Annotated in this window: 20 protein-coding genes; 11 read left to right on the top strand and 9 right to left on the bottom strand. The window is 71.6% G+C overall.

What is annotated here, in order from left to right:
- Positions 1–238: 238 nt before the first annotated feature.
- The 3 genes from J2S22_RS09135 to J2S22_RS09125 form a co-directional block, all read right to left on the bottom strand.
- On the bottom strand, positions 239–1,534 hold the full coding sequence (locus J2S22_RS09135) for a polyhydroxyalkanoate depolymerase (RefSeq protein ID WP_272776925.1): 1,296 nt from the start codon (positions 1,532–1,534) through the stop codon (positions 239–241).
- Positions 1,535–1,740: 206 nt separating this feature from the next.
- Complete coding sequence (locus J2S22_RS09130) at positions 1,741–2,574, bottom strand: ABC transporter permease (RefSeq protein ID WP_272776924.1); 834 nt, start codon at positions 2,572–2,574, stop codon at positions 1,741–1,743.
- Complete coding sequence (locus J2S22_RS09125; protein WP_272776923.1) at positions 2,571–3,356, bottom strand: ABC transporter ATP-binding protein; 786 nt, start codon at positions 3,354–3,356, stop codon at positions 2,571–2,573. Before J2S22_RS09125 ends, J2S22_RS09130 begins: the two co-directional genes overlap by 4 nt.
- A 123-nt stretch (positions 3,357–3,479) precedes the next feature.
- Between J2S22_RS09125 and J2S22_RS09120 the strand changes: the two genes are divergently transcribed.
- The 5 genes from J2S22_RS09120 (at position 3,480) to J2S22_RS09100 (ending at position 6,841) form a co-directional block, all read left to right on the top strand.
- A complete protein-coding gene (locus J2S22_RS09120; RefSeq protein WP_272776922.1) occupies positions 3,480–3,713 on the top strand; it encodes a hypothetical protein in 234 nt (77 codons plus the stop codon).
- 285 nt (positions 3,714–3,998) lie between these two features.
- The gene (locus tag J2S22_RS09115) at positions 3,999–4,271 is read left to right on the top strand and encodes a BrnA antitoxin family protein (protein WP_272776929.1); all 273 of its coding nucleotides are present in this window, start codon (positions 3,999–4,001) and stop codon (positions 4,269–4,271) included.
- Between the two features lie 28 nt (positions 4,272–4,299).
- The gene (locus J2S22_RS09110) at positions 4,300–4,605 is read left to right on the top strand and encodes a hypothetical protein (protein WP_272776921.1); all 306 of its coding nucleotides are present in this window, start codon (positions 4,300–4,302) and stop codon (positions 4,603–4,605) included.
- 112 nt (positions 4,606–4,717) lie between these two features.
- Positions 4,718–6,088: an ActS/PrrB/RegB family redox-sensitive histidine kinase gene (locus tag J2S22_RS09105; protein WP_272776920.1), complete on the top strand. Its 1,371-nt coding sequence runs from the start codon at positions 4,718–4,720 to the stop codon at positions 6,086–6,088.
- Between the two features lie 180 nt (positions 6,089–6,268).
- Complete coding sequence (locus J2S22_RS09100) at positions 6,269–6,841, top strand: ActR/PrrA/RegA family redox response regulator transcription factor (protein WP_272776919.1); 573 nt, start codon at positions 6,269–6,271, stop codon at positions 6,839–6,841.
- A 130-nt stretch (positions 6,842–6,971) separates the two neighbouring features.
- Here J2S22_RS09100 and J2S22_RS09095 read toward each other — a convergent pair whose 3' ends face one another.
- From J2S22_RS09095 to J2S22_RS09080, 4 genes are all read right to left on the bottom strand, one after another.
- Positions 6,972–8,060 (bottom strand): M48 family metallopeptidase, encoded by a 1,089-nt coding sequence (locus tag J2S22_RS09095; RefSeq protein ID WP_272776918.1) that lies wholly within the window; start codon positions 8,058–8,060, stop codon positions 6,972–6,974.
- A gap of 5 nt (positions 8,061–8,065) precedes the next feature.
- Positions 8,066–9,328, bottom strand: coding sequence for a DUF898 family protein (locus tag J2S22_RS09090; RefSeq protein ID WP_272776917.1), 1,263 nt, complete (start codon positions 9,326–9,328; stop codon positions 8,066–8,068).
- 124 nt (positions 9,329–9,452) lie between these two features.
- Positions 9,453–9,932, bottom strand: coding sequence for an MmcB family DNA repair protein (locus J2S22_RS09085; RefSeq protein ID WP_272776916.1), 480 nt, complete (start codon positions 9,930–9,932; stop codon positions 9,453–9,455).
- A gap of 72 nt (positions 9,933–10,004) precedes the next feature.
- A complete protein-coding gene (locus tag J2S22_RS09080; RefSeq protein ID WP_272776915.1) occupies positions 10,005–10,250 on the bottom strand; it encodes a hypothetical protein in 246 nt (81 codons plus the stop codon).
- A 219-nt stretch (positions 10,251–10,469) separates the two neighbouring features.
- Here J2S22_RS09080 and J2S22_RS09075 point away from each other — a divergent pair, with 219 nt between their 5' ends.
- The 6 genes from J2S22_RS09075 (at position 10,470) to J2S22_RS09050 (ending at position 16,112) form a co-directional block, all read left to right on the top strand.
- Positions 10,470–11,618, top strand: coding sequence for a zinc-dependent alcohol dehydrogenase (locus J2S22_RS09075; RefSeq protein ID WP_272776914.1), 1,149 nt, complete (start codon positions 10,470–10,472; stop codon positions 11,616–11,618).
- 143 nt (positions 11,619–11,761) lie between these two features.
- A complete protein-coding gene (locus J2S22_RS09070; protein WP_272776913.1) occupies positions 11,762–12,178 on the top strand; it encodes a carboxymuconolactone decarboxylase family protein in 417 nt (138 codons plus the stop codon).
- A gap of 10 nt (positions 12,179–12,188) precedes the next feature.
- A complete protein-coding gene (locus J2S22_RS09065) occupies positions 12,189–13,895 on the top strand; it encodes an ATP-binding protein (protein ID WP_272776912.1) in 1,707 nt (568 codons plus the stop codon).
- Positions 13,896–13,908: 13 nt separating this feature from the next.
- Positions 13,909–14,526, top strand: a complete 618-nt coding sequence (locus J2S22_RS09060; RefSeq protein WP_272776911.1) for a response regulator transcription factor — start codon at positions 13,909–13,911, stop codon at positions 14,524–14,526.
- A 284-nt stretch (positions 14,527–14,810) separates the two neighbouring features.
- Positions 14,811–15,155 (top strand): hypothetical protein, encoded by a 345-nt coding sequence (locus tag J2S22_RS09055; RefSeq protein WP_272776910.1) that lies wholly within the window; start codon positions 14,811–14,813, stop codon positions 15,153–15,155.
- Positions 15,156–15,416: 261 nt separating this feature from the next.
- Entirely contained in the window at positions 15,417–16,112 is a 696-nt protein-coding gene (locus J2S22_RS09050; protein WP_272776909.1) for a TerC family protein, read from the top strand.
- A gap of 27 nt (positions 16,113–16,139) precedes the next feature.
- Here the strand turns inward: J2S22_RS09050 and J2S22_RS09045 are convergent, their stop codons facing one another.
- Both J2S22_RS09045 and J2S22_RS09040 read right to left on the bottom strand, forming a co-directional pair.
- On the bottom strand, positions 16,140–16,724 hold the full coding sequence (locus J2S22_RS09045; protein ID WP_272776908.1) for a DUF2478 domain-containing protein: 585 nt from the start codon (positions 16,722–16,724) through the stop codon (positions 16,140–16,142).
- Positions 16,725–16,787: 63 nt separating this feature from the next.
- The gene (locus tag J2S22_RS09040) at positions 16,788–17,468 is read right to left on the bottom strand and encodes a TetR/AcrR family transcriptional regulator (protein ID WP_272776907.1); all 681 of its coding nucleotides are present in this window, start codon (positions 17,466–17,468) and stop codon (positions 16,788–16,790) included.
- Positions 17,469–17,535 lie beyond the last annotated feature (67 nt).

Raw genomic sequence — 17,535 nt, 5'->3', positions numbered from 1 at the left:
AATCTTGTGAGACGCGACGCCGCGACGTCGAAATGTGGGGTGCGAAGAATTGAATCTGGGTCCGCTTTATCGGCGGGAGCGGGGACTTGGGGGCACGCGGATTTATCGTGTGGATTGAAGATGTTGCGCGAGGCTTTCGGGGGCGCGCCGAAGTCGTTGCAAAGCCGGGCCGATCGTGTCTAGGCGGGCGTCGCGCCGGCCCCGTCGGGCGCCGCGCCGGAGGGCGCGGCGCGCCGTGTCAGTCGTTCGCCCGAATGAAGGCGGCCATCCGGGGCAGGATCTCGTTGCGGAATCGCGAGCCGTTGAAGACGCCGTAATGGCCGACGCCGGGCTGCACGTAGTGGAGCCGCTTCTCGTCGGGAATGTTCGAGCACAGGGTCTGGGCGGCCTGGGTCTGGCCGAGGCCGGTGATGTCGTCCTGCTCGCCCTCGATGGTCATCAGCGCGACGCGCCGGACCTTGCCGGGATCCACCCGGATGCCGCGATGGACGAACTCGCCCTTCGGCAGCAGGTGACGGACGAACACGGTGTCGACGGTCTGCAGGTAGAACTCGGCGGTGAGGTCCATCACGGCCAGGTACTCGTCGTAGAACTTGCGGTGCGCCGTGGCCGAGTCGCCGTCGCCCTCGACGAGGTGCTGGAACAGCTTGCTGTGCGCCTCGAGGTGGCGGTCGAGATTCATCGACATGAAGCCGTTGAGCTGCAGGAAGCCCGGATAGACGTCGCGCATGAAGCCGGGATTCGGGAACGGCACCTTGGTGATGACGTTGCGCCGGAACCAGTCGAGCCCGCGCTTCATCGCCACCTGGTTCACCTGGGTCGGGCTGATGCGGGTGTCGATCGGGCTGCCCATCAGCATCAGCGACTCGGGAACGTGTGCCTCCTCGTTCGCCTCCATCACCGAGATGGCGCACAGCGCCGGCACGCCGGGCTGGCACACCGCGAGCACGTGGGTGTCGCTGCCGAGCAGGCGCAGCATGCCGATGATGTAGTCGATGTAGTCGTCGAGGTCGAAGCGGCCCTCGCTGATCGGCACCATGCGGGCGTCGATCCAGTCGGTGATGTAGACGTCGTGGTCGGGCAGCAGCGCCTCGACGGTGCCGCGCAGCAGCGTCGCGTAGTGGCCGGACAGCGGCGCGATCACCAGGACGCGCGGATCCGGCTTGTGGGTGATCGCGACCTGCCGGTCGAAATGCAGGAGCCGGCAGAACGGACGCTCCCACACGCTCTCCACCGAGACGGGCGCGAGCCGGCCGTCGACGACGGTGTTCTCGATGTCCCATTCGGGCTGGCTGTAGCGGCGGGTGGCCCGCTCGAACAGCTCGCAGGCGGCCGAGATCGACTTGCCGAACGTGGTGCTCGAGACCGGATTGCTCGGGCTCTTGAAGAAGGCGTGGGTGGCGTGCGCGAGGGCGCGCGACGGATTGAGCGCCACATGCGTCATCTCGTAGAACCAGTACAGCGGCGAGGACAGGCCCATGCCGACGCCTTCCAGCGACGGGGGCGGCGTATGTTCGACGTCCCGGATTGTCATGATGCGGCTCCTTCGGCTCGCCAGGAGTCTGGCAGCTCGCTTTCCGACGTAGGATTTTATGTTTGATCAATGCTGCCGTGCGGCGCAGCATTGCGCAACGTCAAATTCCGTTTTCAGGAGCGAAAAAGACAAAAAATTTCGCGTCGGATTTTATCGCGTATCATTGTGCGCGATATTGGAGACGCGCTCCCGCTAGGGCTGAATCGTCATTCGCCGGTCTGCAGCAGCGAGCCCTGGCGGCGGGCGCTCTTCAGGAGCGCCAGGAAGCCGATCGTGCCGCCGGCGAAGAGCACCAGGTTGAGGCCGAGCGCCCACGCCATCAGGTCGGCCCGGAACACGTGGTCGATCATCAGGGCCCGCATGCCCTCGAACACGTAGGTCGGCGGCAGCATCCAGGCGATGGTCTGCAGCCAGGGCGGCAGCACCGCGACCGGGTAGTACACGCAGGCCAGCGGCAGCATCAGGAACATGATGGTCCAGGCGAGGTTCTCGGCGCCGAGCCCGTTGCGCAGCAGGATGCCGGACACGAAGATGCCGACCGCCCAGGCCGTCAGCATCAGGTTGACGAAGAAGGCCGCCAGCGCCAGCCCGAGCCCCCACAGGTTGAAGCCGAAGAACGCGATGGCGAGCAGCGTCACCGGGACGAGACCTATCGACAGCCGCACGATGCTCATGATCATCAGCGCGATCACGAACTCGATCGGCCGCAGCGGGCTCATCATCAGGTTGGCGAGGTTGCGCGACCACATCTCCTCGAGGAACGAGATCGAGAAGCCGAGCTGGCCGCGGAACAGGATGTCCCACAGCAGCACGGCGCCGATGAAGGTGCCGCCGGCGCGGGCCAGCGCCCCGTCGGTCTGCGACACGTAGGTCTGCAGGAAGCCCCACATCAGCATCTGCACGGCCGGCCAGTAGACGAGGTCGAGGAGCCGCGGCCACGACGAGCGCAGCAGGTACCAGTAGCGCTCGACCAGCGCGGCGATGCGCCGGCCCGAGATCTCCCATTCGCCGGTGCTGCCTTCTCCGGTGCGGAGGCTCATTGCGCCGCCTCCCGCTCCGCATCCGCCTCGGCCGCCTCGCCGCGGCCGCGGGCGACGTCGAGGAAGACCTCCTCGAGGTTGGAGCGGCCGTAGCGGGCCAGCAGCGCCGCCGGCGTGCCGTCGTCCTCGATCCGGCCGCGCTTCATGATGATCACCCGGTCGCACAGCCGCTCGACCTCGGCCATGTTGTGCGAGGCGAGCAGGATGGTGGCGCCGCGCTCCGCCCGGTACCGCTCCAGCCGCTCGCGGATCCAGTCGGCCGTGTCGGGGTCGAGCGAGGCGGTCGGCTCGTCGAGCAGCAGGACCTCGGGGCTGTTGATGAGCGCCTTCGCCAGGGCCACCCGGGTCTTCTGCCCGGCCGAGAGCTTGCCGGTCGGCCGGTCGAGCAGGGCGACGAGGTCGAGCTCCCCGGCGAGCCGGGCGACTTGCGCGTCGATCCCGTCGACGCCGTAGAGCTTGCCGAACACGGTGAGGTTCTGCCGCACCGTCAGGCGCAGCGGCATCTCGACATAGGGGCTCTCGAAGTTCATCCGCTCCAGCACGCGGTAGCGCTGCCGCGGCATCTCGGCACCCAGCACCCGCACGGTGCCGGAGGTCGGCATCACGAGGCCCATGATCATGGCGATCGTGGTCGTCTTGCCGGCGCCGTTGCCGCCGAGCAGGCCCGTCACCGAGCCGGCCGGCAGCGCGAACGAGACGCCGTCGACCGCCGTCCCGCCCTTGTAGATCTTGACGAGCCGGTCGGCCTCGATGGCGGGACTGATGCGTGCTGCTGCTGTCATGGGCCCGGCGAATGTATGGGGATATGCGGGAGGTGCAAGGGCGCGGGTCGCAGGGCCGCCCGGCGGCCGCGGTCGAACCTCGCGCGGCGGGCGGGGTTAACCCCGAAAACCCTGGAGATCCGCATGGCCGACACGCCCCGCCGAAGCGCTGCACCCGAGTCGGAGCCGGACGCGGCGGTTCCGCGTCCGGACCTTCCGGCCCGCACCGATCCGGGCGCCGAGCGGCCGACGGGCGACGACTACGCGCAGGCGCAGCTCGGCGGACCACGCGGCCATCCCGACCTGGCCCCGGCGCCGATGACGCCGCAGCGCGCCAAGAAGACCCCGACCACGCCGGGCGACGGCCACACGGCTTGAGGCCGGCTCCGGCCGCGACGATTCGGCGACGGCGTCCGCCCGCGCTCCCGCCGGGCGGATGCCGTTGCGGCGCGCGGCGTGGCGGGCGTTGCCCACATCTGCACACGACCCGCTACAGCCGGACGCCGCAATGTGTCAGGATGCGCGTGGCTGCGTCGGGCCCCGCGCCGCCTGCGCCGCGCGAGCGGCCGGCATGCGGACGGCCGGGCGCTGGACATGCCGATCGATCACAGCCACATCACGACGCCGCGCCAGGACGCTGCACGAGAGCACGAGGGGAAGCCGATGACCGGCGACAGGATACGCCGCCCATACGACACGCGGCGCGGGGGCCAGGACGCACGGGCGGCGGCCGAGAAGGCGTTCAAGGCGGTGACCACCAAGCCGGTGGCCGGCCCCGCCCCGGTCGCCCCCAAGACGCCGGCCCAGGGCCTGCCGCCGGTGCGCGAGCAGGTGACGTTGCGGATCGATCAGGATGTCCTCGAGCGGTTCCGCGAGAGCGGGCCGGGCTGGCAGGACCGAATCAATGCGGCGCTGCGCAAGGCGCTGGAGCCGTAGCCCGTTTCAATAAGCCGGAGAAGAAGTCATGAACGACCGTCCCAAGGACCGCCCGGACGGCGGCAAGGGGGTGCCCGCCTACGAGCGGGAGGCCCAGGCGCTGCGCGAGAAGACCGAGCGGCTGCGCGCCCTGCGGCTCGCCCGTGACGGCGCCGAGCCGCCGGCCGCCACCGGGAGGAGCGGGGCCAAGCCCAAGTCCGGCTCCGCCTCGCGATCCGTCGCCAAGTCCGGCTCCGGTTCCGCCAAGGCGCCGGCGCGCAGCAAGGCCGGCAAGTCGACCGAGACCCTGTCGGAGTGGCTGAAGACCCAGGAGGCGCAGGGCCGGCGGAGCTGAACGGCGCCCTCCGTCCCACCGTCGTGGGGCGGACGCCCGGCCAGCGGCCGGCCGTGCCCCGCGGCGCCGCGTCGCGGCGGTTCGTTAAGAGGCGACCCGCTACACTCCCGCCATGACGCTGCAATCCACCGTCCCGTCCCAGGACGACGAGCCCGCCCGGCCGGTCCGTCTCGACACGCTGGTCCGGCTGCGCTGGATCGCCGTGTTCGGCCAGCTCGCCGCCGTGCTGATCGTCCACGACAGCCTGGTCAGCGAGGCGCTGTTCTGGATCGCCCTCGCGGTGGTCACGCTCTACGGCTCGCTCAACGTCTATCTCCTGTGGCGCTTCCATGGCGACGCGCGGCTCGAATCCGACGGCGTCGCGCTGCTGCTCGGCATCGACATCGCCGAGCTCGCGATCCTGTTGTTCCTCACCGGCGGGCTGCAGAACCCGTTCGCGCTCCTGTTCATCGGCCCCGTGCTGATCTCCGCCAGCATTCTGACGGCGCGCCTCACCTTGATGTTGGGGATGCTGGCGATCTCGTCGGCGACGCTCCTGATGTTCGTGTACTTCCCGCTGCCGTGGCCGGGCGAGGGGACCTTCGAGCTGCCCTGGATCTACGTGTTCGGGGTGTGGCTCGCGATCGCGCTCGCCATCGGCTACATCAGCATCTATGCCGGCCAGATCACCGAGGAGTCGCGCAAGCTGACCCAGGCGCTGGCCGCCACCGAGCTGGTGCTCGCCCGCGAGCAGCACCTCTCCCAGCTCGACGGGCTCGCCGCCGCCGCCGCCCACGAGCTCGGCACGCCGCTGGCCACCATCCTGCTGGTGTCGAAGGAGCTGGAGCGCGAGCTCGATCCCGCCTCGCCGATCCTCGACGACATCCGGCTGCTGCGCCAGCAGGCCGAGCGCTGCCGCGAGATCCTCGGCAAGCTGTCCGAGTTCCCCGAGCCGGGCGAGATGTTCGTGCGGATGCCGATCTCGGCCCTGGTCGAGGACGTGGTCGCGCCGCACCGCACCGGCGAGGCGGCGATCGACGTGGTGATGCCGTCCGAGGGCGGGCCGGAGCCGATCGGGGTGCGCAACCCGGCGATCCTCTACGGGCTCGGCAACCTGGTCGAGAACGCCGCCGACTTCGCCCGCGAGCGGGTCGAGGTGGCGGTGTCGTGGAACGCCGACTCGGTGTGGATCATGATCTCCGACGACGGGCCGGGCTTCCCGCCCGAGATCATGGACCGGCTGGGCAAGCCCTACGTGACCAGTCGTCGCGGCCGCCGCAAGGGCGAGGACTCGCCCGGCCTCGGGCTCGGCTTCTTCATCGCCAAGACCCTGCTGGAGCGCTCCGGCGGCCGCCTCACCCTGCAGAACCGCAGGTTCCCGCAGCGCGGCGCGATCGTCCGCATCCACTGGAGCCGGGAGGAGTTCGAGCATCCGGCCGAGACCCTGTGGGGCTCGGCCGGCAGCGACGCCGGCGTGCCCGAGGAGGAGGCGCCGCGGGCTTGAGTCGCGGCCGGTCCGATCCTACCTGCAGGGGCACGGCGGATCGGCGAGGTGCGACATCTGGTCCGGCGCAATTTCGCGTCGGACCGGGCAGCTTCGTCGTAAGGCACGTGACGGCCGGCCTTCGGCCGGACCGGGACCCATGTGGACCAGGTAAGGACGAGCAGGACAAGGATCGACGCCATGGTGGAAGCCACGTCTTCGTCTGCGCTGTCGGGGTCTGCCCCCGCGGGCGAGCGTTCGTTGCTCATCGTGGAGGACGACAAGTCGTTCCTGCAGCGGCTGGCGCGCGCCATGGAGTCGCGCGGCTTCACGGTGACGACCGCCGAGACGGTGGCGGACGGGCTGCAGCAGGTCGAGCGCCAGCCGCCGGCCTTCGCCGTGGTCGACATGCGGCTCGGCGACGGCAACGGCCTCGACGTCATCTCGGCCCTGAAGAAGCGCCGGCCCGACGCCCGTGGAATCGTGCTCACCGGCTACGGCAACATCGCCACCGCGGTGACGGCCGTGAAGCTCGGCGCCTTCGACTACATGTCGAAGCCGGCCGACGCCGACGAGGTCGCGGCCGCCCTCCTGGCCGGCGACGGCAAGAAGCCCGAGCCGCCGGAAAATCCGATGTCGGCCGACCGGGTGCGCTGGGAGCACATCCAGCGCGTCTACGAGCTGTGCGGCCGCAACGTCTCCGAGACGGCCCGCCGCCTCAACATGCACCGCCGTACCCTGCAGCGGATCCTGGCCAAGCGCGCGCCGAAGTAGGGGAAGGCGAGAGGACCTGAATTCGCCATGGCCGGGCTCGTCCCGGCCATGCACGTTTTCGGTGCCGATCGGCGAGCTTCGTCGGTCCGAACAACGGGCCCGGCCATGACGAGGCCCGAGCGGGTACTCCTCATCCCCGGCAAATTCCCCGCAGCGCCTTCCACTGGTCGTCGTCGAGCAGCGGCGGGCCGCTCGTGCCGCGGTCGAGCGCCTTCAGCGATTGCAGGCGCTCCTCGCTGAGCGGGTGGCTGAGCAGCAGGCTGACTCCCTTGCCGGCGTTCTCGCCGGTGACCCGCAGCAGGAACGCCGCCATCGGGGCGGCGGGGCGGCCGAGCGCGGTCATGATCCGGGCCGATTCGCGGTCGGCGGCGCGCTCCGCCTCGCGCGAATGCGAGCCGTCCACCATCAGGCGCGCCGCGAACACCACGGCGGACGATCCCGTCACGTCGCCGAACAGCAGGCCGAGCAGCCACGAGGTGCCGCCGGCCTGGATCAGGCTCTTCAGGCCGTCGCGGCCCGTCACGTGGCCGATCTCGTGGGCCAGCACGCCGGCGATCTCGTCGGGGCTGCGCGCCGCCTGCAGCAGGCCGTCGAGCAGGTAGATGCGGCCGCCCGGCAGCGCGACGGCGTTCTTGGTGTCGGTGCGCAGCACCGCGATGCGCACCGGCTGGTCGACCGCGGCCGCACCGACGAGCTGCTGCGCCAGCCGGTCGAGCGCCGCCTTGCCGGCCGGCGCCTCGCAGACCTCTCCGCCGAACAGCGCCTTGACCTGCTTGTCGGCGACGCCGCCGAGCCGCTCCTCCCAGGTCGCCGGGATGAACGGCACCAGCCGCTCGGCCACCAGCGGCACCAGGAACAGGGTGGTGAGGACCAGCGACACGGCGACGGCGAGCGAGCCGACCACCACCTTGGTGCGGAACCGCCGCACTCCGGCGGCGGCCGCGTCGAAGTGGAGCGCCTTCCCGACGATCGCGGCGGCCAGCGCCGGGTCGGCGACCTCGATCCGGGCGAGGTCCGGGGCCGACACGCTGCCGATCCGGGTGGCGTCGGGGCCGCCGTCGCGGCGCCGCAGATCGGCGAAGGGCCAGCGCGCGACTGCGGCGCCATCCTCCAGGATCACCAGCGTCGCGGCATCGAGCTGCAGATCGACGCCGCGCCGGCGCGCGGTCTCGCCGTCCCAGTAGACGGCGGGGCCGCCGGTCGGACGCGGCTCGCTCATGGCGGTCACACGGCGCCGACGTCGAGCGCGTCGGCGAGGCCTTCGCCGAGGGAGCTCGCCGCCGCCCCGGCCGCCTTGACGTGATCGAGCGCCTCGACGCCGACGACCGTGGTGCTGGCGGCGACCGCCGCCCAGACGCCACGATCGACGAACACGCGCTTCACCACGCCGAAGCCGAACAGCACCAGGAGATAGATCACGGCGATCACCGCGAAGGCCGCGAGCTGGCCGGTCACGTCGCCCTCGGCGAGCCGGTCGAACCGGTCCTTCATGACGTAGGCGGCGGTGCCGAACAGCACGCCGCCGGCGGAGCCGACCAGCGTCGAGACGCCGAACGCGGCGGCGTAGCAGCCGAAGACGGTGCGGCGCCGCAGCGTCGAGCGCAGCGACACCGGGCCGAAGCGCACGCCCTCCAGCCGCCAGCGCAGCTCGGTCGCGCGGAAGATCGGCCACAGCGGGATCAGGAGAAAGACCAGCAGCGCTCCGGCCAGGACAAAGGCGCCGATCACCGTTTCCATGCCCTCGCCCTCGAACAGGCCGGACCGGTGGGCGACGGCGAGGCCGGCCGCGATGGCGGCGAGCCCCAGCAGCCCGATGCCCCACATCCAGCCGCCGCGCAGAAAGAGCCGCCCGCCGGTGCCGACGAAGCGGGCTTCGAGGTCGCCGTAGCGGGTGTTCCGCATGCGGTAGCGCTCGAGCGCCGCGGCCCGCCACGGATAGGCGAGTCCGAGGGTGAGCACGGTGAGCAGATCCCACCAGGCGGCGCGCCCCGCATAGGCGAAGGCCGAGCCGGTCATCCAGAAGCGCAGGCCGCGCAGCGAGGTGCGGGTCATCCGGTAGCGCCGCGCCCGGTAGGCGGCGTAATGGCCGAACACGTAGAGCACCAGCACCAGCGGCACGCTGGCGAAGGTCTCGACCTCCTCGGCGATCAGGCCGCCCAGGAAGTACAGGACGTAGACGGGCGCCAGCATGGCGAGCGCCACCAGGAAGCCGATCAGGAGCTCGCGCGCCGTGCCGGTGTATTCGAGCGCGTCGGCGCCGATCCGGGTGTGCCGCCACAGGTGCCGGCGGATGTCGGTCACCAGCCAGAACCGGTAGAAGCCGATCGTGACGAGCTGCATGAGCCCGCCCGCCAGCACGAGGCCGAAGAAGTCGCCGCGCAGCCCCGTGAACGCCACCTGGGCCTCGACCCCGACGGGGGCGGGAGCCGGGGCGGACGGGTGATCGCTGGTGAGCACAGGGTGGTCGGGGTTCGTGCGCATGTCCATGCCGGCTCGCCTGGTGGCGCCTCCTAGTAGAAAGATACCATGAAACGGACGAGTCCGCGTGCGCGACGCGGCCTCCGGCGCGAGTCGCCGCCGGATCGGATTCCGGTCGGGGCGCGGAGGGCGGTCAGCCTTCGACGAACCGGCCGTGCGGATCGGCGAGCGCCTGAAGGCGCAGGGCGGCGGCGCGGGCGAAGGCGAGCGTCATGCTCTTGCGGGTCGCGGCATGAAGCCGGTGCTCCGGCGCGTCGCGCAGGAGCTCCGCCCCGAAGCCGTCGGCGACGATCAGGCCGGCCTCCTCGGGGAAGATCGCGGCCGGTACGTGCGGCGCGGTGGCGAAGAACAGCCGGTCGCAGTGCAGCCGGTAGTCCGGCCATTTGTGGTCGGCCCGGAAGTCCTCGACCGAGGACTTGATCTCGACGATCCACACCGTGCCCTCGCCGCCGAGCGCCACCAGGTCGGCCCGGCGGCCGGAAGCGAGCGGCAGTTCGCAGACGCAGGCGAAGCCCATGGCGTGCAGGAGCCGCTGGGTGCCGCGGGAGACCGAGAGCGCCACGGGGGACTGGCGGCCGTCGATCGGGAGAATCGGAGCGGTTGCGGGCAGCATGGCGGCAGGATGCCATGCGCCGCCCGGCCGGAAAACCCGTGGCGGGGAGGGGACGCGCGGGGCCGCCGCGCTTCACGGCGCCGTCTCGCGGCCGGCGCACCAGCGCACGATGCGGCTGTGCGGCACCACGCCGTCGATGCGGCCGACCTCGATCAGGTTGACGTGGCGGGCACGGCCGTCGCGCAGCATGGCGCAGGCGGCGGCGAGCGCCTCCTCCAGCGTCCCGACGATCTCGCGCTCCTGGGTGAGGGCGGCGGCGGTCTTGTACAGCATGGTGAAGCGGCGCGTCGGTGTGGTCTGATCCGGGGCATGCGGCATCTGCGGACTCCAGGGGCGGGCCGCAGGGCCCGCCGGCCTCCCGGATAGGGCGGCGCCCGGCCATGCTCTGTGAGGCGCATCACGCAACGTGCCGGGCGGCGGCGCCCCGGTGCCGCTCCGCCTCTCCCGCAGGCCTGCCCGGGCCCGATCGCGGATCGTCCCGGGCGGCTGTTTCGGCTAGCTTTTCAGCCGGTGCAACGCGGGTTCAGGAGAGCCGAGATGACACCGGACGGCGTGACCACGAGCGCGGCCTTTCCGATTCCGGAGCGCATGAAGGCCTGGGTGCTGGACGGGCCGGGCGAGGTGCGGCTCACCGAGAAGCCGGTGCCGGTGCCGGGCCGCGCCGAGGTGCTGCTGCGCATCGACGCCGTCGCCATCTGCCCGAGCGACATCGACAACATCTGGTACGGCTGGCCGGCGATCGTCGACGGCGGCCCGCCCTTCAACAAGAACTGGACCCCCGGCCACGAGTACATGGGGACCGTGGTGGCGCTCGGCCCCGCCGTCGACGAATTCGCGATCGGCGAGCGCGTGGCGGTGGAGATCCATGCCGGCTGCGGCCAGTGCCGGCGCTGCCGGGCCGGCCTCTATACCTCGTGCCTCAACTACGGCAACCGGGCCAAGGGCCACCGCGCCAACGGCTTCACCACCGACGGCGGCTTCTGCGAGTTCCAGGTCAATCACGTGAACACGATGGCGAGGCTCTCGGACGACATCTCCGACGAGCTCGGCACGCTCGTCGTCACGGCCGGCACCGCCATGTATGCGCTGACCGAGATCGGCGGGCTGATCGCCGGCGAGAGCCTGGTGGTCATCGGCGAGGGGCCGATCGGCCTGTTCGTCGCCGCGGTCGGCAAGGCGCTCGGCGCCTCGCCCGTCGTGGTGACGGGCCTGTCGCCGCAGCGGCTGGCGATCGCGAAGGGACTCGGCGCCGACCACGTGATCGACGTGCGCGACACCGACGCGGTCGCGGCCGTCAAGGCGATCGTCGGCGAACTCGGCGCCGACTACGTGGTGGAGTGCTCGGGCGCACCGGTCGCCATCGGCCAGGCGATCGCCATGGCGAGCCGCGGCAGCCGGGTCTGCCTCGCCGCGTTCCCGGCCGAGAGCACCCAGGTCGACGTCGGCCGGCTGGTGCGCGACAACATCGCCCTGTTCGGCATCCGGGGCGAGGGCAAGCGCGCCGTTCACCGCGCCTGCGCCCTGATGCGCGACGGGAAGTTCGACGCCCGCCCGCTGCACACCCACACCTTCGCCCTCGACGACCTGCCGACCGCGCTGCACTACGCCAAGGACAAGCTCGACGGCGCCATCAAGGTGGTGGTGAAGGCGCGCGGCGTGGCGGCGGGGCGCGTCGCGGCGGAGTAGGTGCGGGGAGCTGCACCTCCTCCCGCGTCGTCATGCCCGCGCTTGTCGCGGGCATCCACGTCTTGTAGGCCTCCTCGAAACAGGATCGTGGACGGCGGGGACGAGCCCGGCCGTCGCGGGACGATCCGCAGGAGGACCCCCGCATGACCGCCGACGACCGCTACGAGCAGGGCATGGCCGCCCGCCGGGCCGTGCTGGGCGACGCCTGGGTCGACCGCTCGATCGCCAGGCGCAACGCCTTCAACACCGAGTTCCAGGAGATGATCACCCGCATCGTGTGGGGCGAGATCTGGACCCGGCCGGGGCTCGACCAGAAGACCCGCCGCTGCATGGTGCTGGCCACCATGATCGCGCTCGGCCGCTGGGAGGAGTTCAAGCTGCACGTGCGGGCCGGGCTCGCCGGCGGGCTCACGGTCGAGGAGATCAAGGAGATCATCCTGCAGTCGACGTTGTATTGCGGCGTCCCGGCGGGCAATCATGCGATCGGCGAGGCCGAGGGCATCCTGCGCGAGCTCGGCCTCCTTCCCGACCCTGCCGGCCCGACCACGCCCTCGCCCTGACCGCTGCCGCATGGACGTCCCGCGCGATCCCGGACCGACCGACCCGCCGAGCGGATCGTCGCGCGCCGTGATCGCAGCGTTGCGCACCGTGCCGGCCGGGCTCGCCGCGCTCGCCGTCTACGTGGCGCTCGAATGGCTCGGCTTCATCCACGAGGTGAAGGGCCTGCCGGCGACGCCGTGGAATCCCGGCCTCGGAGTCGTGTTCGCCCTCATCGCCGTCGACGGTCCGCTCGCCGCCGCGGTGCTGTTCGCCGGCATCGTGCTGGCCGAGGTGCTGGTCGTCGACACGGCGCTGTCCTGGCCGCTCGTGCTGGCCGTGGCGGCGATCGAGACCGCCTGCTACGCGGCGGCCGGGACCGTGGCGCTGCGCGCCTTCCGGCTCGACGTCGCGCTCGGCCATCTGCGCGACGTCCTGCTGCTGCTCGCCGCGGGCTTCGCCGGCGCCTGCCTGGTGGCGCTGCTGCTCACCGCGCTCCTGATCGCCTTCGGGGATCTCGGCACCCGCGACGTGCTCGCCGCCACGGTGCCGCTCCTGGTCGGCGACGTGATCGGCATCGCCGTGATCACGCCGCTGGTGCTGCGCCTCGCCGCTGCGTGGCGCAGCGGCGGCCTGCGCTTCGGTCCGGCGCTGGCCGCCGAGGCGGCGGCCTGCGCCGCGGCGATCGGGGCCTGCCTGTGGCTGGTCACCGCGAGCCCGGGCCCCGAAGGATTCAAGTATTTCCATCTCCTCGCGCTGCCGGTGGTCACGGCCGCGGTGCGGCACGGGCTCGACGGCGCCTGCCTGTCGCTCGCCGGCGTGCAGCTCGGGCTGGTCGCGCTGCTGCATCTGCACGGCCACGACATCCGCGTCTTCACCGAGTATCAGGCCCTGATGCTGGTGCTCACCGCGACCGGCCTCGTGGTCGGCGTGGTGGTGAGCGAGCGCCGCTCCGCCGAGCGGCTCGCCCGCGCCGCCGAGGCCCGCGCCAAGGACAAGGAGGCCGAGGCGGCGCAGGCCGGGCGTTTCCATCTGGTCAGCGGCATGGCATCCGCGCTCGCCCACGAGATCAACCAGCCGATGACGGCGGCGCGCGCGCTCGCCCGTGCCGCCCAGCACATCCTGCAGACCCCGGGCGGCGACCTCGCCCGCGCCGAGGCCAATCTCGGCAATGCCGTCGCCCAGATCGACCATGCCGGCGCCGTCATCCGCCGGATGCGCGACTTCCTGCGCCGCGGCGCGCCGGTGCGCGAGCCCATCGCGATCGACGGGCTGGTCGACGACGTGGTCGCCATCGCCCGGGCCGATGCGCGGGCCCATGCGGTGCGGCTGGTCGCCGAGGTGCCGGCCGGCCTCCCGCCCGTCACGGGCGACCGCGTCCAGCTCCAGCAGGTGCTGCTCAATCTCGTGCGCAACGCCGTCGAGGCGATCTCGGCGGCCCGGCGGGATGCCGCCGGCCTCCCGCCCGGGCAGGTCCGCATCACGGCGGCGTGGCGCCACGACCCGCCCGGGGTCGAGATCGCCGTCGTCGACAACGGCCCGGGCGTGCCCGACGAGCTCGCCGACGTCCTGTTCGAGCCGCTCACCACCTCGAAGGAGGACGGCCTCGGGCTCGGGCTCGCGATCTGCGCCTCGATCGTCGAGCAGCATGGCGGCCGTATCGCGCTCGCCTCGCGCGCCCCCGGCACGACCGAGTTCCGTGTCACCCTGCCGATCGAAGGATTCGCCTCGTCGCCATGACCCGCTCCGCGCCATGACCCGCACCGCCACCATCTTCGTCGTCGACGACCAGGAGTCGGTCCGCCACTCGCTCGGCGAGATGCTCAGCGTCTTCGGCTTCGCGGTCGAGACCTTCGCGTCCGCCGACGAGTTCCTGGCCCGGCTCGAGGCCGGCCGCATCGGCGTCGTCGTCGCCGACGTGCGGATGCCGGGCACCGACGGCATCGCCCTGGTGCGCGAGCTCGCCCGCCGCAGCATCCGGCTTCCCGTCGTGCTGATCTCCGGTCACGCCGACGTCGCCATGGCGGTCGCCGCCATCAAGGCCGGTGCCGACGACTTCATCGAGAAGCCGATCGACGACACCGCGCTCGTCGCCGCCATCAACCGGGCCCTCGCCCGCACCTTCGAGGAGTTCGCGGCGCAGCGGGCCAAGGAGTCGCTGGTCGTCCGCTTCAACCGGCTCACGCCGCGCCAGATCGAGATCTTCGATCTGGTCGTCGAGGGCTATACCAGCCACGCCATCGCGGCGAAGCTCGCCATCAGCAGCCGCACGGTCGAGAGCTACCGGGCCGAGATCATGGACAAGATGGAGGCCGAGAGCGTCGCCGTGCTGGTCCGCCAGGCGATCCGCCTCGGGCGGCTGGCGCCGTGAGCTGTCGCGCGAAGACCAGGCCTTCCGCACCGGCGCGCCGCGTGGCGCGGATCCGGAGTTGCCGCGGCAGAGCCGGCGGTCGGGGCTGGAGTCGGGGTCCGATGCTGCGCATCGGCCCGCAAGGACTGGTTCGAGCGACCGCCTTCCCGACGACCTCCCCGTAGATCTACACCCCGGCCGATGCGGATTTTCGCCTGCCGGTGCTCTGCCTAACTCTAGGAGAACGGCGGCGCGGTTCCGGGTCGGAACGGCGCCAGCGCCGCGTTCCCTCGAGGGAGAGCCAGATGTCGCTTCTCCACCCGTCTCTCGACCACGCACCGTTCCGCCGCGAACGCACCGGCCCCCGCATGTTCGGGGTCTATGCGCTCGCCGGCGTGCTGCTGATCGTCCTCGCCGCCCGTCTGGTGCCGAGCGCGATGGCGCTGCCGGCGCTCAGCCTCGCGGCGCTCGCCGGTGCCGCGCTGTTCGCACTCGTCGCGACGCTGCGGAACGAAGCGCGTGGCGGTGACGTTTCGAGCTGGGATGTCGCCGGCGTGCTGGCGCTCCTCGGCTTCTCGGCCGCGATGCTGAGCGAGGCCGAGCACGTGGCGACGGCGTTCGGTCACACCCTGGTGGCGATGGCGCCGTAGTCGCGTTTTCAAGTGTTCGGCCGCGATCCGCGTGCGGGTCGCGTTCCGGCCGGTCCGGGCCCCTCTGGCAGCGTCCTGCTGCGATGTCGGACTGGAAGTCGTTGGGAGTGGCCCGGTGCTGTCGGTTTCGTCCTTCGGCGTGTGCACACGCCGCGGTGAGTCTCGCTCTCCGTGGCGTCGGCGCGTTGCCATGGCGCCGGTCTCCTCCCGCTCGAAACCGGGCGCCCCGCACGGGCGCGGCAGCAGCAGGAGACCGACTGCATGTGGGAGACCTTGACCTCCGAGTTCCTGACGAGCAGCGCGCTCACCGCGCTGGCCCAGGTCGTGATGATCGACCTGGTGCTGGCCGGCGACAACGCCATCGTCATCGGCCTCGCAGCCGCAGGGCTTCCGCGCGAACAGCGCGCCCGGGCGATCCTGCTCGGCATCGCCGCGGCGACCCTCCTGCGCATCGGCTTTGCCGCCGTCACCACGCAGCTCCTGCAGATCGTCGGCCTGCTGCTGGCGGGCGGGCTGCTGCTCCTGTGGGTGTGCTGGAAGATGTGGCGCGAGCTGCGCGCCCAGCACGTGGTGTCGAGCGACGCCAGCGGCCGCATCGACGACGTGCGGATCAATTCCGACGGCACCCTCACGGCGGTCTCGCGGCAGAAGACCTTCGCCCAGGCGGCCTGGCAGATCGTCGTGGCCGACGTCTCGATGTCGCTCGACAACGTGCTAGCGGTGGCCGGCGCCGCGCGAGAGCATCCGTGGGTGCTGGTGTTCGGCCTCGGCCTGTCGATCGCCCTGATGGGCATCGCGGCGAACTACATCGCCTCGCTGCTGCAGCGGCACCGCTGGATCGCCTATGTGGGCCTCGCCGTGATCCTCTACGTCTCGCTGGAGATGATCTGGCGTGGCGGCCACGAGGTCTGGCCGATGGTCGGTGGACTGCTCGGCCTCGAGGACGCCGCGGGCTGAGCGCCGGCAGCAGCCTCGCGCCGGACGCTAGACGCCGGCGCGAGCCCGGACCTGCGCGGTCCACCAGGCCTCGAGCGCGGCCGCATCGGCCGCGACCGGGGCCGACAGCGGCCCCGCGAAGGCCGCCCACGCCGCGGCCAGCGGCGGCGCCACCGAGGTGACGACCGGCAGCTCGGCCGCGATGGCGTCCTGGAACGCCTCGACGAGGCCGTGCCGGTCGGCCTCGACCTTGCCGAACTTGGACAGGATCACGAGGTCCGCCCCGGCCGCGATGGCGGCCTGGACGAGGCCACACGCTTCGGCGAGACCGCTCGAATCGAGATTGCATGCGGTCGACTCGCGGCCCAGGTTCTGGCTGATCGGGATCCGCCGCGTCCCGGCGAGGTCGCGCAGAACCAGGCTGCCGCACACGCCGTCGCTGCAGGTCGCCTCCTCGATCACGCCGACCACCCGCACCCCCTCGCGGGCGCGCCGCACCGCGAAGTCGAGCAGCAGGCGCTGGATCTCGGCGCTGGTCGCCCCCGTGAGCGCGGCCACCGGAACCGGCGGATCGCTTTCCGCGACGGCCGGTTCGGCCGCGATCACGTCCAGCTCTCGGAGGTCCGTCGACATGGACGCGATCCTATATCGCTGAGGAGACAGCTTCAAGATGTCGCGCCGGGCTCCGCGACGCCCTCAGGACCGTGACGGCGGTCGCCGGGAAGCGTGGCGGGCACCGTGCGGCGTGCCGCGGGCGCCGTCGAGGAACAGCCGGATGGCCCGCCGCAGGGTCTCGAGCTTCTTGCCGGTGACGCGATTGTCCTCCAGGCCGAGCACGATCATGCGCCGCGGTCCGGCCACCGTCGCCTGGAGGAAGTACTGGGCCGCGAAACGGGTGTCGAGCGGCCCGATCTCGCCGCGGGCGACCGCCTGATCGAGGATCTTGCAGACCGCCCCCATGGTGCGGGACGCGGCGAAGTCGATGAGAATCCGCCCGAGCTCCGGGAAGCGGCCGACTTCGGCGGTCACGATGCGGTCGAGCGCGATCGCCTCCGGCTTGCCGGTGATGCGCAGGATCTCGGCGGCGACCCGCTCGAGCTGCCGCTCGACCGGACCGGTCGAAGAGGCAATCGCATCCATGCATGGAAAATGAAATTCGGCGAGCCGGATGACGACGCCGGCGAACAGATCGGCCTTGCTGCCGAAGCGTGCATAGAAGGCCCGCTTCGAGACCCCGGCCTTGGCCACGATGGTCTCGATGCTGGTCTTCTCGTAGCCGACGCCGAGAAACAGCGTGGTCGCGACGTCGATGATGCGGTCGGTGAGGCGGGCCGACGGATCGGCAGGCGAGCGGCCGAGCTGCTCGCGCGTGGACACCGACCTCCTCGACGTCGCCATGACCCCCGACTCGCGGCTGAAACGGTCCGCACCGGTTTAGAGAACT

This window comes from Rhodoplanes tepidamans (assembly GCF_030813915.1).
Classification (GTDB): domain Bacteria; phylum Pseudomonadota; class Alphaproteobacteria; order Rhizobiales; family Xanthobacteraceae; genus Rhodoplanes; species Rhodoplanes tepidamans.
Note: the sequence above shows the minus strand (reverse complement) of the source record. Positions and strands in the feature narration are given on the sequence as shown.